General features: G+C 54.6%; 12 protein-coding genes. 7 read left to right on the forward strand and 5 right to left on the reverse strand.

The annotated features are described in order from the left end of the window. Nucleotides 1-3: 3 nt before the first annotated feature. The 3 genes from FFI90_RS15755 to FFI90_RS15765 all read right to left on the reverse strand — a co-directional run bounded on the left by FFI90_RS15755 (nt 4) and on the right by FFI90_RS15765 (nt 5086). On the reverse strand, nt 4-657 hold the full coding sequence (locus FFI90_RS15755) for a class I SAM-dependent methyltransferase (RefSeq protein ID WP_144779282.1): 654 nt from the start codon (nt 655-657) through the stop codon (nt 4-6). A gap of 245 nt (nt 658-902) precedes the next feature. After that, nucleotides 903-3080, reverse strand: coding sequence for an EAL domain-containing protein (locus FFI90_RS15760; protein WP_144779284.1), 2178 nt, complete (start codon nt 3078-3080; stop codon nt 903-905). Nucleotides 3081-3103: 23 nt separating this feature from the next. Then, a complete protein-coding gene (locus tag FFI90_RS15765; RefSeq protein ID WP_144779286.1) occupies nt 3104-5086 on the reverse strand; it encodes an HDOD domain-containing protein in 1983 nt (660 codons plus the stop codon). 205 nt (nt 5087-5291) lie between these two features. Between FFI90_RS15765 and FFI90_RS15770 the strand changes: the two genes are divergently transcribed. From FFI90_RS15770 to FFI90_RS15785, 4 genes are all read left to right on the forward strand, one after another. Beyond that, nucleotides 5292-6590: a MinD/ParA family ATP-binding protein gene (locus FFI90_RS15770; protein ID WP_144779554.1), complete on the forward strand. Its 1299-nt coding sequence runs from the start codon at nt 5292-5294 to the stop codon at nt 6588-6590. Nucleotides 6591-6818: 228 nt separating this feature from the next. Then, complete coding sequence (locus tag FFI90_RS15775) at nt 6819-8339, forward strand: fatty acyl-CoA reductase (RefSeq protein ID WP_246123614.1); 1521 nt, start codon at nt 6819-6821, stop codon at nt 8337-8339. Between the two features lie 165 nt (nt 8340-8504). Continuing rightward, a complete protein-coding gene (gene acs, locus FFI90_RS15780; protein WP_144779290.1) occupies nt 8505-10454 on the forward strand; it encodes an acetate--CoA ligase in 1950 nt (649 codons plus the stop codon). Nucleotides 10455-10494: 40 nt separating this feature from the next. Continuing rightward, a complete protein-coding gene (locus FFI90_RS15785) occupies nt 10495-11160 on the forward strand; it encodes a response regulator transcription factor (RefSeq protein ID WP_144779292.1) in 666 nt (221 codons plus the stop codon). Nucleotides 11161-11234: 74 nt separating this feature from the next. On the opposite strand, the gene FFI90_RS15790 is transcribed toward FFI90_RS15785, so the two are convergent. Then, the gene (locus tag FFI90_RS15790; RefSeq protein ID WP_144779295.1) at nt 11235-12218 is read right to left on the reverse strand and encodes a D-2-hydroxyacid dehydrogenase; all 984 of its coding nucleotides are present in this window, start codon (nt 12216-12218) and stop codon (nt 11235-11237) included. A gap of 265 nt (nt 12219-12483) precedes the next feature. On the opposite strand from FFI90_RS15790, the gene FFI90_RS15795 reads away from it, so the two are divergent. The 3 genes from FFI90_RS15795 to FFI90_RS15805 are packed head-to-tail and all read left to right on the forward strand — an operon-like array spanning nt 12484 to nt 14530. Further along, nucleotides 12484-13710, forward strand: coding sequence for a pyridoxal phosphate-dependent aminotransferase (locus tag FFI90_RS15795; RefSeq protein WP_144779297.1), 1227 nt, complete (start codon nt 12484-12486; stop codon nt 13708-13710). A 9-nt stretch (nt 13711-13719) separates the two neighbouring features. Further along, complete coding sequence (locus tag FFI90_RS15800) at nt 13720-13911, forward strand: CPXCG motif-containing cysteine-rich protein (protein ID WP_144779299.1); 192 nt, start codon at nt 13720-13722, stop codon at nt 13909-13911. Nucleotides 13912-13960: 49 nt separating this feature from the next. Then, nucleotides 13961-14530 carry a YceB family lipoprotein gene (locus FFI90_RS15805; protein WP_144779301.1) on the forward strand — a complete coding sequence of 190 codons (570 nt, stop codon included), beginning with the start codon at nt 13961-13963 and terminating at the stop codon, nt 14528-14530. Between the two features lie 60 nt (nt 14531-14590). Here the strand turns inward: FFI90_RS15805 and FFI90_RS15810 are convergent, their stop codons facing one another. Further along, nucleotides 14591-15745 carry an isocitrate/isopropylmalate dehydrogenase family protein gene (locus FFI90_RS15810; protein WP_144779303.1) on the reverse strand — a complete coding sequence of 385 codons (1155 nt, stop codon included), beginning with the start codon at nt 15743-15745 and terminating at the stop codon, nt 14591-14593. Between the last annotated feature and the right edge of the window lie 172 nt (nt 15746-15917).

A 15917-nucleotide genomic window follows, 5' to 3' on the forward strand; every position in this document is an offset into this window, starting at 1 on the left:
TTCTTACGCCTGCTTGCGGCCGAGAATTGACCAGTAGCAGTCCATGTTCATCAGCTTGAAATGCTTTTTCTCCGTGACCTCGAGGCCCAGGCGCTGCATGTGCTCCGGGTAGTTATAGATTTTGTGGAAGGCATTGTTGGCGAAGAGCCAGAAGGTGAAAACGGCCATGTACCAGTACAGCTTCTTGAACATGCGCGAGAAAATATTGCCGGTCGGGTAGCAAAAATCACCTACAACAACACGGGCGTCGGCCTTGCCCAGTTGAATCAGATGCTCCAGAACCTGCACCATCATGGTTTCGTCAAATACATTGAGGAAAAAATTGGCGACGACCATGTCGTGCTGGCCTAGTTCGTTCACTTTCATGATGTCGTTGTGAATGCGGCGAATGGTCAGGTGAGGGGCTTCGTTTTCCTGCGCTTCTCCGAACTTTCTCAACATGGTTTCCGACAGATCAACCACAGTCACCTCGGCTCCCAGTTCCGCGGCGCAAATGGCGTCTCTGCCGTGGCCAACACCGGCAAAGAGGATGCGGTCGCCGGGTTTTACCGTTTCCACATCCAGCATGGCTGTTTTACAACGATGGATGTTCTTGCCGCTGTATAAATTGCTGAGGAAATCGTATACGGGGCCAATGTAGCGGTACTTGTCGCGCATGATGACTGCTGCCTGTTGTTGTTGGCTGGGATATTGCCACCGTTATTGTCATTTTTGTCCTGACGACATGTTCAGAACGTTTCGGGGGCCAATGCCTTATGAATTCGAGCTTAGTGAACAGGATGGGGGAATTATGTGCAGCAATACGCATTTCTGGATACACAACTTAACGCAAGGCAATACTTTGCAAACAGTGTCAAGGTTTGGGTTAGGAGTGTCTGACAATACTCGACTGGGTGACGAAATCAGCCAATGACGGCTGCACGGACAGTTGATTGTGCCAGTAATTTGCTGATTTCCGCCGCAGGCAGCGCCGGGCCGTAGAAGAAGCCCTGTACCTGATGACAGCCAAGGGTGCGCAGGTACTCAAGTTGTTTGTCTGTTTCCACGCCTTCGGCAACGATTTCCAGCTTCAGGCCGTGGGCCATGGCGACGATAGCGTTAACAATGCACGCGTCATCCTCGCCACTGCGAATGGCTTGAACGAAAGACTGATCGACCTTCAGGGTGTGAATAGGTAACCGGTGCAGGTAGTTAAGTGATGAATAACCGGTACCAAAATCATCAATGGCGATGCGGATGCCAAGATCGGCGAGTTCGCGCAGCTTTTGGCTGATTTGCTCCAGGTCGTTCATGATGACGTTTTCGGTAATTTCGATCTCCAGGTTGCCTGGAGGGAATCGATTTTCTTTAACCCGGTCCATCAGGGTTTCCACAAATCTGGGATGTTCGACCTCAACGGGAGAGAGGTTGACTGCCAGGCGCAGTTCCGGGTGGCCAGAGCGGATCCACTCGGTGACATCTTTGCAGGCCTGGTCCAGAACCTGCTCGCTCAGTTGGCTGATCAGCTTGGTTTCTTCTGCCAGGCTCAGGAAATCCCGGGGGTAGAGTAGGCCACGTTCAGGGTGCTGCCAGCGCACCAATGCTTCAAGGCCTAAAATCTGATCGGTCGCTGCGCAAACCTGGGGCTGATAAAATACTCTCAGTTCACCCCGCTCGAGTGCCAGGCGCAGGTCTCGCTCCAGATGCAGGCGATTGGTGCTGTCGATACTCATGCTTTCCGAGAAGAAGCGATAGCTGTCTTTGCCTCTGGCTTTGACGTTGTACATGGCGATATCCGCATTCTGGATAAGCTGCTCCATGGTATCGCCGGCTTCCGGGAATATGGAGATGCCAATGCTGACGCCTACGAACACTTCATGCTCCCCCAGAAGAAATGGTGCTTTGAGCGTCTTGATCAGTTTTCTGGCGATCTGGCTGGCATCTTCGTTGCCGTGAACAGACGGCAGCAGCAGCGTGAATTCGTCACCTCCAAACCGCGACAGGGTGTCGCCCTTGCGCAGACAGCCTTCGAGGCGATGGGTCACAGCTTGCAGTAGCCTGTCGCCCATTGCGTGCCCGAGGGTGTCATTGATAACCTTGAAGCGATCTAGATCCAGGAACATCACAGCCAGCTGCTGCCTCGCTCGGCGGGCATGGGTGATTGCCAGTTCCAGGCGATCTTTGAACAAGGCACGGTTCGGCAAGCGCGTGAGCAGATCGTGATAAGCCTGAAAGTTGATAAACGCCTCGGCTTCCTTGCGCTCGGTAACATCTCTGGCAGTTCCGTAGTAACTGGCGTTCTGGCCATTGCCACCTCCCCGAGTGCGGCTGTTGTACGTCCAGGGCTGGGGGTCAATGGGAAATGCAGTTATTTCAAAGTGTCGTGTGGCTCGCCTGCTGCCACGTGTTTTAAGGCGTATTTCCAGCGTGCGGGGATTGTCTGCATTGATATTGGGCGCATTCAGCGCGTAGATTCCTTTGGCGACATCACGGTCGTCCAGAATATGCCGGAAATGCTTCCCACAAAGCTCAACCGGCTTGTAACCCAGCAGGCTTTCTACCTTGCTGTTGATAAAACAGAAACGACCGTCGGCATCAAGCATGAAGACGATGTCGGGCGAGCTGTTTACGATGTACCGGTGCAGGGCTTCGGATTTCTCAAGGCGCACCTGTATGTGTTCATGGGCCTTGAGTAACGATTGCTTGCCAGCGACGCCTTTTACTGTGGCGATCAGCTCTTCCGGATCAAAAGGTTTGCGGATGTAGTCCAGAGCGCCGCGCCGAAGCGCCCTGCTGACAGCGGTGAATGAGCTTTCCCCACTGATTACGATGCTGCCGCATTCGGGCTGTTGGTTCTCAAGGTAGGCCATAACGGCGAAACCATCGACCTCCGGCATCCGCAAGTCCAAAAGGGCAAGATCAAAACGCTGGATCTCTATCAACTCACACGCGTGCTTTCCACCATTGGCCTCGGTGACATCATAACCGCAGCCACGTAGCAACGAGGCCAGCGAACTCACCAGGCGCGGCTCGTCGTCAACCACGAGAATGCGTGCCCTTGCCTCCTGCGAGATAAGCCTGTTGGACTGTTCAGGTGCCATCTGTGCGTATCCGTTCTTCTCTATCAGTCGGATTTGGATTCTTCCTGGCTCGCCGCCGGCAGCAGGATTCGGAAAGTGGTGCCTTCCTGTCCCGCGTGACAAGCAATGATACCGCCCATGTCATCCACAAGTTGCTTCACAATACTAAGGCCGAGACCACTGTGGCCTTCCCCTTTCGTGGTTTTTCCCGGCGTGAAAAGCGCGTCCCGGATAGTATCGGCGATGCCTGTACCAGTATCGGTCACTTCTATTTCAACCCAATTGCGGTGGCCTTGCCACACCGGGGCTGATGTTTTCATGGTAACGCTACCACCGTCATTTGGCAGACTTTCTACGGCATTTCTGACCAGATTAATCATAATCTGGCGTATGGCTGACGGGCCGGCAATAACAAACGCCGGTGTATTGCACATTAACACGTTAAAATGCAGGTTGCTGGCATTGAAAAGGCTGCTTTCAAACACCCGTGCGAGGCTTCGCAATTCGGCATTGAGGTCAGATGTTGTTTCATCTGTGTTGCTGTCGGTATCTTGGCTCATCTGCAGCAACAGGTTACCCGCACGATCCAGTTCGTCGCGCACAACATCCAGTTCTTCTTGCGCGTCTGGGTCATCCAGCCGGTTACGCAGCTGATGAATGTACTGCCGTATTATAGTCAGAGGATTGCTGATCTCATGCACCTGCTTGCGCAGTTTTTCGGTGGCAACGCTATGATCTATTCCGGCGCTCTGTGCACCGCTCTCGAAAGATGCATTTTTTTCCTGCAGAACAGAGGACAGTTGCTCCGTAAACAGGCGTACAAGCTCCGTGGTTGAATCCGGTGTGTTGCCGTCGGTACCCAATAAAAACACGCCAGCGCAGCGGTCACCGGCTACAACCGGGATTGCTGTCAGTGAGGAGCTTCGCAGCAGTGATAGAAGCTGGCGGTCCAACACGGCAGGCGCCTGCTCGTTCAGGCTGACAGGTGTTCTGGAATTAAACGCCTCAGTGAGCACGCTGCCGCCGGGCTGCGCGGTTACCGCCATGTGAGGCGTTGCCCCAGTGGTGCCGGAAAGCAGAACAAGGCTGTCGTCATCGTACCCGAAACACAGTGCGGGCAGTCCGGTAATCAACGTAAGGCTGTTTACCGTTTCGGCGAGAATAGCGCCGCTATTGCCGGTAAGGTCGGCAAAGCCGATGGCTTGCTGGGCAATAGCCTGTCGCAATACGGTCTGACGGAGTTCTCGTGATCCGGGCTCGGAACGGTAGCTGTTGAGTAGCGGTATGCCGAGGGAGGCTGCCATCGCGGATACATCGTGGCCGATTCGCCGGTTTATTTCCCGGGTCAGCTCTTCACTGAGCCCGAACAGCGTGCCTGCCGCCGCAATGCCGGCCGAATCAGATAGTGCCAAACGGGTGGAAAGGCTGATGACCTTGACAAGATGTCCGGCATCCCGCAGCTCTGAAGGTGGTGCCTGTTGGTAACGCATAGCGTCCGCTGCGAAAGGACCCAGACCCCAGGACGTAACGAGCTCTGCAGCAATGTCTGATTGCCGATTCATATACTCCTGCCGGGCTTCGGCATCAGGGGTTTTAATAGCGATCAGTTCCCCGATATTATGCAGCATGCCTAGCATAAAAGCCTCGTCGGCTTCCGGATAACGAGTCAGGGTGGCGAGAGCACGGGCTGTCAGAGCGGTGGTCAGAGCGTGTCGCCAGAAATCCCGTAACTGTTGCCATGCGCCGGCACCCAGTTCGAGCAAGACCTGTTGCAGGGCGGCGGTGAGTAGGAGTGTTTTAAAGCGCTGGGTGCCAAGGCGCAGCAAAGCCTGGTCTACTGAGCGAATGCCGGGTGCTGAGCCGTGCAGAGGAGAGTTACCCAGTGCTAGAATCCGAACCACCAGGGCTGTGTCTGAGGCGACGATTTCGCTGATCTTGCGATAGTTTTCATCCGTGTTGCAAGCCTCAAGCGCGCGCAGCGTGATCTCCGGAAGGCTAGGGAGCTGAAGGTCAGGTAATGTATTCATAAATTAGCCTGTTGCGCACGGAGACCAGTTTGTGAAACTCTGTTCATTTTTTGCTTTCAAAGATGGAGCTTAGACAAAAACGCGGTGATTGAACACAATCATTGATCTTTAATTGATCAGCGTATTCACCGCGACGCGATATGTGTACAATTTTTACAGATTAGAGCGCATTTGTTGTTGTTGCAAGGATGTGAAAACGCATGCCATGAGTGCTCAGGGTAGTCCCAAACACAAAACGAACCCACCCAGAACTATCGCTGTGACGGGCGGCAAGGGGGGCGTGGGTAAGACATCGGTCGCGCTTAATCTGGCGCTTACTCTGGCTCGTCATCAAAAACGTGTGTTATTGCTGGACGGTGACACCGATCTTGCCAACGTCAGCATCATGCTGGGTCTCTACCCGAAGCGTACGCTTGCAGATGTCATTGCCGGCGAGTGTAGCCTCGAGGATACTTTACTGGAGGCGGATTTCGGTCTGCACATTGTTCCCGGGGCTTCCGGCGTTCAGGAGTGCATGGACATGGAGCCCGACGAGAGCTTTCGCATTCTGCGTGCCCTCTCCAGGCTTGAGAGCCGTTATGATTACGTTATAACGGACACCGCTGCAGGCCTTCAGCCGACTGCTTTACATATGATTGCTGCGGCTGAGCTGGCTTGTGTTGTGGTTACTCCGGATCCGGCGTCGTTGACGGATGCGTTTTCCCTGATCAAAGTTCTTAAACGCCGAGGGTACCGCAGAACGCCCAGTGTGCTAATTAACATGGCCCAGGGTGTCAGCCAGGCTCGTTCTGTGTTCCAGCGTCTCGATTCCGCCGCCCAGCGCCATCTGCAATGCTCTCTTCATTATTTGGGGGGCATCTGGCGCGACGAGACATTGCGCCAGTCGGTGCTGAATCAGCGACCGGTTGCGCTTTTGCCGCCTTCGGACCCGTCTTGTCGTCAGTTCGACACCCTGGCAGACATGGTCGATGTGCGTTTATCGAAATTCCCCCCTCGTAAAGCCGGCATTGCCGCTTATTGGCATTCGGTTTCGAAGCGGAGCCCGGGGCGCAAGCAGAAAACTGATGCGGCTTTGGCCGCAACGGCAAGCCCCCGCGAGCGATGTCTGCAGGCCGTTGGCGAACTGGAAGCCATATTCGAGCAAGCCCCCGAGAATGCAATGCTGCGTTACGACGCATTCACTCGTTTGTTCGCCTTGCTGGGCCAGGCGCCAGACAGTGATACCGTCGAAATTATTCAGGCCGGGCTTGGCGCAATCGACTGGGAGGCCCTGGCCCCCGATCAGCGTGAGCATCTGGCAAGTCACCTGAGACTTCTCGCGGATGAGATTTCGGTGTCTCCAGAGTCTGTAAAAAACGAGCAAGGCCCCGCGCAATCTTCACTTCCTGAACCCTTCTACGACCGTGTCAGCTTTGGTGATCAGGACAAGCTGGTCAGGGCGTTGAAAGAACAACCCTCCGATATTTCCCTGGATCAGTTTCTCCGGTCGCTTGCGGACAAGTGAGATCGCAGCGGCTTAGAGCTCTTTTTGGCTGAAGGCACTACATTGAGCACTAGCGCACAAACATGCCGGATAATCCGTCATTTCATCAGCTGTGTTTGTGGCGTAGCGTTCTGGTAATAAGGATGCGGTATGTCACGGCACTGTCATTGAGATTGTGTAAGGATCAGGTACTGCAAGGATCCGGGAAAAGGAGTTTTGACAATGGTAGCGCAGCAAAGGGGAGCGGGAATGTCTTCGTCAAAGGTGCTGGAGCAGCTTCGTGGTAAGCATGTCCTGGTTACAGGCACCACGGGTTTTTTAGGGAAGGTTGTTCTGGAAAAACTCATTCGGGCGGTACCGGACATAGGTGGCATCCATCTGTTGATAAGGGGTAATGGTCGTTACACTGATGCTCGCAGTCGTTTCCTGAATGAAATAGCGACTTCATCTGTATTCGATCGCTTGCGCCATGAGATTGGCGAGGCTTTCGAGGTGTTTCTCGAGGAGCGCTTGCATTGCATCACGGGCGAGGTGACGCAGCAGCGTTTTGGTCTGAAGCCTGAAGCATTCCGAAACCTTGCGGGCAGCATTGATGCCGTTATCAACTCCGCTGCCAGCGTCAACTTCCGGGAGGAGGTGGATAAAGCGCTGACCATCAACACCCTATGTCTCGAAAATATCGCCGGGTTGGCGCGCCAGAACCCGGAGCTTGCCGTTATTCAGGTGTCCACCTGCTACGTAAACGGCATGAACTCAGGGCAGATTGGGGAATCGGTGATCAAGCCTGCGGGCGATGATATTCCCCGCAACCCAGCGGGCTACTATGAAATCGAAGAGCTGATCCGGATGCTGAACGACAGCATTGCAGATGTGCGCTCGCGCTATTCCGGTAAAATGCTGGAGCGCAAGCTCGTGAATCTGGGTATCCGCGAGGCCAATCGTTACGGCTGGAGTGATACTTATACTTTCACCAAGTGGCTGGGTGAGCAATTGCTGATGAAAGCCCTGGATGGCCGTGCACTCACCATTGTTCGCCCATCCATTATTGAGAGTGCGCTCGAGGAGCCAGCGCCGGGCTGGATTGAGGGTGTGAAAGTGGCCGATGCCATCATTCTTGCCTATGCCAGAGAAAAGGTAACCGTGTTTCCCGGTAAACGCTCGGGCATTATTGATGTTATCCCCGTCGACCTTGTCGCGAACGCCATTATCCTGGCGGTCGCTGAGGCGCTTGATGAGCCGGCACAACAGCGGGTCTATCAGTGCTGCAGTGGCAGCTCCAACCCTGTATCCCTGGGTGAGTTTATTGATCACCTGATGGCGGAAGCCAAAACCAACTACGCAGCCTATAAACAGCTTTTCCGCCGTAAGCCGGTCAAGCCTTTTATTGCTGTGAACCGGGCCGTTTTCGATGCTCTGGTGGGCGGAGCGCGTATCCCCCTGAGCATGGCGCAGCGTGTGATGCGACAGCTGGGCATGCTGGGAAAGGAACGTGACCTCAAGGTATTGCGAAATCTTGATACCACCCGTTCGCTGGCCACTATTTTCGGTTTTTATACCGCGCCGGATTACATATTCCGCAATAATGAGTTGCTGGCGCTGGCATCGCGCACGGGAGAAGTCGACAAGGCCCTGTTTCCGGTAGATGCGCGCCAGATTGATTGGGCTGTGTATCTGCGCAAGATTCATCTTACAGGTTTGGACCGTTACGCACTCAATACGAAGAGCAAGCCCCGCCAGCGTCCCTCCAGAGTCCCCAAGCAAGCGGCCTGATTATGCGGCTATAGTTCAAGTGTGTTAGGACGTTGGTCTAATTCAATGTTTAGTGGCACACATGGTGAACTACAGCTATGTGTCCGCAGGGCCGGTGCGCCCGATAGCAGCTCTGAATTAACAAAAACCGACAATGACGACAGACTCTGATCAAGGGGGAACACAATGACTGATAAACATCTTTATCCGGTAAGCCCGGACGTGGCCAAACGAGCCTTGTTGAACCGGGAGCAGTATGACGAAATGTATCGTCAATCAGTCGAGGATCCGGATACTTTTTGGGGCGAGCATGGCAAGCGCCTCGACTGGATCAAACCGTATTCCAAGGTCAAGAACACTACTTTTGATTACAGCAACCTTTCCATCAAGTGGTTTGAAGACGGACAGCTGAACGCTTCTGCCAACTGTCTTGATCGTCACCTCGAGACGCGCGGCGACCAGACGGCCATTATTTTCGAAGGCGACGATCCGGCTGATTCCCGTCACGTCACCTATCGCCAACTGCATGAAGAAACCAGCAAATTTGCCAACGTGCTGAAAGGCCTGGGTGTGAAGAAAGGTGACGTTGTCACTATCTACATGCCAATGATTGTTGAAACTGCCGTGGCGATGCTGGCTTGCGCGCGTATTGGTGCGATCCATTCGGTTGTTTTTGGCGGCTTCTCTCCGGAAGCGCTTGGCGCTCGGGTTGCCAACGGCAAGTCTCGCTTTATCATTACCTCAGATGAAGGCCTTCGTGGCGGCCGCAAGATTCCACTCAAAAAGAACGTGGATGCGGCTTTGAAGAATGAAGGCGGCGCGAGCGTCGAGAAAGTTATCGTTGTCAGCCGCACCGGCAATAAGGAGGTGCCCTGGAAAGAAGGCCGTGATGAGCGCTATGAGGATCTGATGAAGTCTGTTTCTGCAGATTGCCCGCCAGAGCCCATGAACGCGGAAGACCCTCTGTTCATGCTGTACACCTCGGGCTCGACCGGCGCGCCCAAGGGTGTGCTGCATACGACTGGCGGTTACATGGTATACGCTTCCATGACACACGAGTACGTGTTCGATTATCACGATGGTGATGTCTACTGGTGCACCGCGGATTTCGGCTGGGTCACCGGTCACAGCTACATCCTCTACGGCCCGCTGTGTAACGGTGCGATTTCCGTATTGTTCGAGGGTGTGCCAAATTACCCGGACAGCTCGCGCATGGGCCAGATTGTCGACAAGCATCAGGTGAATATCCTCTACACAGCACCTACTGCTATCCGGGCGTTGATGGCTGAAGGCGAAGAGTGCATGAACGGCACAACCCGTAAGAGTCTTAAGTTGCTCGGCTCTGTCGGTGAACCAATCAACCCGGAAGCCTGGGAGTGGTACTACCGCGTGATCGGCAATGGAAAGTGCCCGATTGTGGATACCTGGTGGCAAACAGAAACCGGCGGTATTCTTATCTCGCCGTTGCCCGGTGCGGTGGATCTGAAACCGGGCTCTGCGACAGTGCCATTCTTCGGTGTACAGCCCGGACTTGTCGACAGCGAAGGTAAGATGCTGGAAGGAAAGGCTGATGGCAATCTCGTGATTATAGACAGCTGGCCTGGCCAGATGCGCACGATTTACGGCGATCATGAGCGCTTCAAACAGACGTATTTCAGCGCGTATAAAGGTATGTACTTTACCGGCGACGGCGCCCGTCGTGATGAAGATGGCTATTACTGGATTACCGGCAGGGTTGACGATGTTCTCAACGTATCCGGCCACCGCCTCGGTACCGCCGAGGTCGAAAGCGCTCTGGTGGCCCACGACAAGGTTGCTGAAGCAGCGGTTGTTGGCTTCCCACACGACATCAAGGGTCAGGGCATTTATGTCTATGTGACTCTGATGCAGGGTGAAGAGCCTTCTGATGAGCTGAAAAAGGAGCTTGTGCAGTGGGTACGCAAGGAAATCGGACCTATCGCGTCTCCGGATGTGATTCAGTGGGCTCCGGGCTTGCCTAAAACGCGATCAGGCAAGATTATGCGGCGGATTTTGCGTAAGATTGCTGCAAATGAACACGACCAGCTGGGAGATACCTCTACATTGGCAGATCCTGGTGTTGTCGATGAGCTCATCGGCAGTCGCGAGTTCAAATAAGGTCTGGAAGCAGGCCGTAAACCTGTGAGGAATCGGTTTAATGACACAAACAATTATCGTCGCTGATGATCACCCGCTGTTTCGGGCAGCTCTGAAACAGGCGGTCAATCAAGCGGTACCTGACGCCGAAACCGTAGAGGTTGATAGCATCAAGGCACTTCAGGCGTCGGTAGACTCGCACCCGGATGCAGATCTGGTTCTACTTGATCTCAATATGCCGGGTGCCCACGGTTTCTCAGGGCTTGTGTTCATGCGTGGACAGTACCCAGGGTTGCCGGTGGTGGTTGTGTCTGGTTCGGAAGAGTTGCAGGTGATGCGGCGGTCGATTGACTACGGGGCATCCGGCTTTATTCCAAAGTCGGCGCCTCTGCCCACCATTACGGAGGCAATACGAGCCGTTCTGGAGGGGGATGTCTGGCTGCCGGCAGGTGTGGCAGACAAACTCGAACGCATGCATTCCGACACCACTGACTTCTCAGAAAAACTGGCATCATTGACCCCGCAGCAGTTCCGGGTGTTGGGTATGTTGGCAGAAGGGTTGTTGAACAAGCAGATCGCCTATGATCTTGAGGTGTCCGAAGCTACCATCAAGGCGCATATAACGGCCGTGTTCCGGAAGCTTGGGGTTCGCAATCGCACGCAAGCGGTGATTGCGATACAGCAGATGGAGATTGACCCTTCGGATCAGTCGTTGTCCGGGAGCTGAATCTCAGATTGCTAGAATAAAAAACGGGAGCCCGCAGGCTCCCGTTTTTTATTCTACCTGCTCATAGGAAGGGCTCATTTGCTACCGGCGTAACCTAGCTCCTTGTTAACCAGATTGAACAGCTCTTCACTGTTGTGCCAGCGATCAAAATTCTCGAGAAACTGGTCTGTAAGGGCTCGCTTCCAGCCGATAAAATCGCCGGCCATGTGCGCCGTCATGATGACATTTTCCATATCCCACAAAGGATGATCGTCAGTTAGTGGCTCTTCCTCAAACACATCAAGCCCGGCGCCGGCAATCTCACCGCTCGTTAGCGCGGAAATCAGATCGTCGGTTTTAACAATGGGCCCGCGCCCGATATTGATCAGGCGCGCGGTGTTCTTCATGGCTTTGAAGGCTTTCTCGTCAAACAGACCTTCCGTTTGTGGCGTAAGAGGTGCTGCAATAACCACATAATCGGCATGGCCCAGTTGGTTGTAGAGATCGTCATTGCCATGAACCGCAACAAAATCCGGGTCGTCTTTGCGGGCTGTTCTGGCTATACCGTGCGGCCTCAAGCCAGCCGACGCAACGAGGCGTCCGATCTGACGGCCGATGGAGCCTGCACCCACCACCAGAACCTGCTTGCCCTCGGCTCTTTCTGTATCCCTGTGCTTCCACTGGTGCTTCATTTGCAATCGGATAGAGGCCGGGAAATCCTTGGCAAACATCAAAATGGTGCACAGCACGTATTCGGCAATCGTCCGGTCAAATATGCCTCGGGCGTTGGTGACCACAACATTGCCTTTGGTGAGGGCCGGGAACATCAAGGCATCGACGCCGGCACTGGTGGCGTGTATCCATTTCAGCTTGTCTGCGCAACCCCAGGCGGCTTCAAGAGCCTCAGTGCGAAAATCCGTTACCATCATGATATCGGTGCCCGGCAAAGTGCTTCGCAGAGTTGCCTCGTCACTGGCAAAGCGCACTTCTGCGCGAGCCCTGAGTGAATCCATTCCCGGTGGCTCCTGTTCTCCGGGTGCAGTGAGAACGGTTACCACAGGCTTGCTGCGTTGAGTCATTGAACCTCCGCCTGGTCAGATATCTGATTGTCGTAAGTGTTTTGTCCGACGCTTGTTATTTCCGCTGTCAGGCCATCAGCACAGTCTGGTAGGCAGATGCCGCTGGGTCAACCTCAGCTTGGCTCTGTTGTTTTCGGGGCGAGCTGATAGGCACGTACTAATACCTACGTATTGTTTGTCTGTTTTTGTCTTGTATGCCCTGACCTTACTGACTAACCTGCAGTGGTAGATCTATTTGCCCCCGTTCCCGTTGCAGGAGGTTGTTATGGCAGATGCCGCCAACAGAGATACCGGCCAGGAAAGCCCGAGGAAAGTGAAGTACCGGAAAACCAAGGCCAGTTGGAACCCTGCCATGCAGGCCGTTCCAGTGCCGGGTATTCGGCGTATGGTCAATATGGCAGCCACCATGAAAGATGTTATCCATCTTTCGATCGGCCAGCCGGATCTGCCAACACCAAAACATATTATCGATGCTTATGTTGATGCCCTCCACGCGGGGCAGACTGGTTACACCATGGACGCCGGGCTTCCTGAATTACTGGTGGCGCTGAGGGACTATTACGGCAAACGCTACAATCGCAAGCTCACCAGAGACAACATTCTGGTCACCAGCGGCGCCACGGAAGCCATGTATCTCGCAATTTCTGCCACAGCAGCGCCGGGGCGACAGTTCATCGTGACGGACCCCTCCTTCCTGCTGTATGCGCCTCTGATTCGCATGAACGGAGGTGAGGTCAAGTTTGTACCAACTCACGCGGAGAACGATCACCAGCTCGATCCTGATGAGGTGATTCGTGCCATGGGGCCGCGCACTTTTGCCTTGATACTCAACAACCCGAATAACCCGACCGGGGCGGTTTATCCCCGCAGCACGGTAGAAACCATTCTGGAAGAATGCGCCTACCGGGGCATACAGGTTTATGCCGATGAGGTTTATGACCACCTGATTTTTGATGACGATGATTTTGCCAGTGTTCTGAATTGTTCCATGGATCTGGACAACATCATGTGCATCAGCAGCTTCTCGAAAACCTACAGCATGGCGGGGCTGCGTATCGGCTGGGTGATTTCCAGCCAGGCGGCAATCAAATCCCTGCGGCGTTATCATATGTTCACGACTTCGGTTGCCAATACGCCTTCGCAGTTCGCAGGTGTGGCGGCGCTGACGGGCGATCAACAGTGTGTGAAGAACATGGTGGATATATATCGTGAGCGCCGGGACAAGGTGGTCGAGTTGATAGATCAGACTCCCTACATGACCGGTTACAAGCCAGGTGGCGCTTTCTTTGCGTTCCCGGGTTTGCCGCCCCATGTGGATGGTTCGGATCTGGCGCTGCGCATGCTCAAAGAAACCGGTGTGTGCATGGTGCCGGGAGATGCCTTTGGCGAGGCCTGTACCAACGCTGTGCGTATCAGCTTCTCCACGACCTGTGAGAACCTTGAAGCAGCGTTTGACCGAATTATTCCATGGATGGCCAAACAACAGTTCTGAGGTGCGCCTATGTCGGCTCTGGATTCTGTACTTATCCAGTGCCCCTACTGCTGGGAGACGCTGGATATCAGCGTCGACCCGTCTGTAGTGGAGCAGGAATACGTTGAAGATTGCCAGGTATGCTGCCAGCCCATTCTATTGCGGGTTGTTTTCGATGATAATCTCACACCTCACGTAGATGCCCGGGCCGAGAACGAGTAAACGGTCTGTGCAGCCGCCGCACAGATGCTCAACCCATGGAGAAACAACGATGAATAAACTGCACCTGAGTGGCCTCTGGAGCTTGGTGCTTCTGGTGCTTGCATTATCCAGCGGTTGCGCCAGCCTTTCCCCATACTCAATCTCGGAAGGCGAACTGGAGAGTCACCTGCAGGACGCGGTCCGTGACTACGATCGTGTGCAGCTCAAGAGTGGCTCTCCGCTAAGTCTTAGCCTTGATGGCGCCGACGTTACTCTGGGGCCGGATGGTCGGGACGTCGCAGTGATCGATCTGAAAGGGCAGGTCGCGCTGAACGCATTTCTGGCCAAGCTGCCGGTTGATATTGCTTTGAAAATTGAAGGCGCACCGGTCTATGACAGCAAGGAAAAGGCTATTTACATCCGCAGGATAAAACTGCTGGAAAGCAGTGTTGATGCGGGTTTCTTCAAAGGCGATCTGGCGCCGATCACCGACAACGTAATGCGGGTCGTCGCCCAGATGCTCGAAACCATGCCGGTTTATCGCCTGGATGAAGCCAATACTGCTCAGCGTCTGTTTGGCATGGTGCCCATGGATATACGTGTAGCGCCGGGCCGTCTTGAGTTTGTCATGGCTGATTAACACGTTCTTATGGTTGAAGAAGAGCCAGAAAGCTTTTTCTGGCTCTTCTTGTCCTGCTTGTCAGTCAGATAGCCTCTGGCAGATAGCTTCGCCGATCTCGCTGGTTCCCCGCCGGGCACTGGCACTCCCCGCCAGATCTGCCGCTACAGCGTCAAACAGCTCCTTGCCAGCCGCCGCCATAACAGGATCCTTACGGCCTAGCCATTCCAGCATACGCGCCGTGGTAAACAGCATGGCTGTGGGGTCCGCCAGGCCCTGGCCGGCAATGTCCGGAGCACTGCCATGGGTGGGTTCGAACATAGAAGGCATGTCCGGGTCCGTGGGGTTCAGGTTGCAGGATGGGGCGACGCCCATACCACCCGAAAGCACGGCCGCGAGATCCGTCAGAATGTCGCCCTGCAGGTTGCTGGCAACCACTACGTCAAAGGCCCAAGGGCTTTGCACGAACTTCATACAGGCGGCGTCTACCAGCTCGTGGTGCGTGGCCACGTCCGGGTACTCTTTGCTGATGTCCTCAAATGCCTCGGTGTACATGTCGCCCCAGTAGCGCAACGCGTTGCGTTTGGTTACCAGGCACACCTGGCTTTCACAAGCGCTGCCGTCAAGATTACGGAACTTCCGGGTACGCCCTTCGCTTGCACGCTCCGTTGCCCGGGCACGAGCCTGCTCAAACCCATAGCGAATAATGCGGTTGGTCGCCTTGCGGGTAAACACTTCCATTTGGGTGGCAACCTCATCTTCGGTTCCCTTGCGCAGCCGGCCACCCTGGCTGACATACTCCCCCTCGGAGTTTTCCCGGATTACCAGCATATCGATGTCTTTCGCACGCTCATCGGCAAGATACTGACGGGCGCCGGGTAACAGGCGGGCAGGGCGTTCGCAAACCCACTGATCAAAGCCTTTACGCATGTCCAGCAAGGGCGCCAGCGAAACGCTGTCGGTTAAAAGGTACCGATTCGGGTCGTCCAGAGGCCCCGGATCACCCAAGGCGCCGAGTAGTATGGCGTCGTAGGCTTTGAGCTGGGCCAGGGCGTCGTCAGGCATGGACTCGCCATGTTCCTGATGCCATGCATGAGAGGGCCAGGGGAAGCGCGTCCATTCAAGTGCAAGGCCATGCTTCGCGCGCAGGGTTTCCAGACAGCGTATGGCTTCGCCCACGACTTCCGGGCCAATACCGTCGCCCGGGGTTACGGCAATGCGGGTAGTTTGGGCCATTTTGGAGACTCCTTAAATTGAAAGGCTTGTATGAGTGATAAAGCCCAGTGTAGTTGCGTGTCTAGGGGATGCCAGTGTTTGACAGACTTTTACCGTAAGTCGTTTTACCAGCAAGCTTTTCGTGGCTATAGTGGCTGCCGGATATTTTTTACTGATCCGCCCGGTATGCTCG

This window comes from Marinobacter maritimus (genome assembly GCF_007671675.1).
Classification (GTDB): domain Bacteria; phylum Pseudomonadota; class Gammaproteobacteria; order Pseudomonadales; family Oleiphilaceae; genus Marinobacter; species Marinobacter maritimus.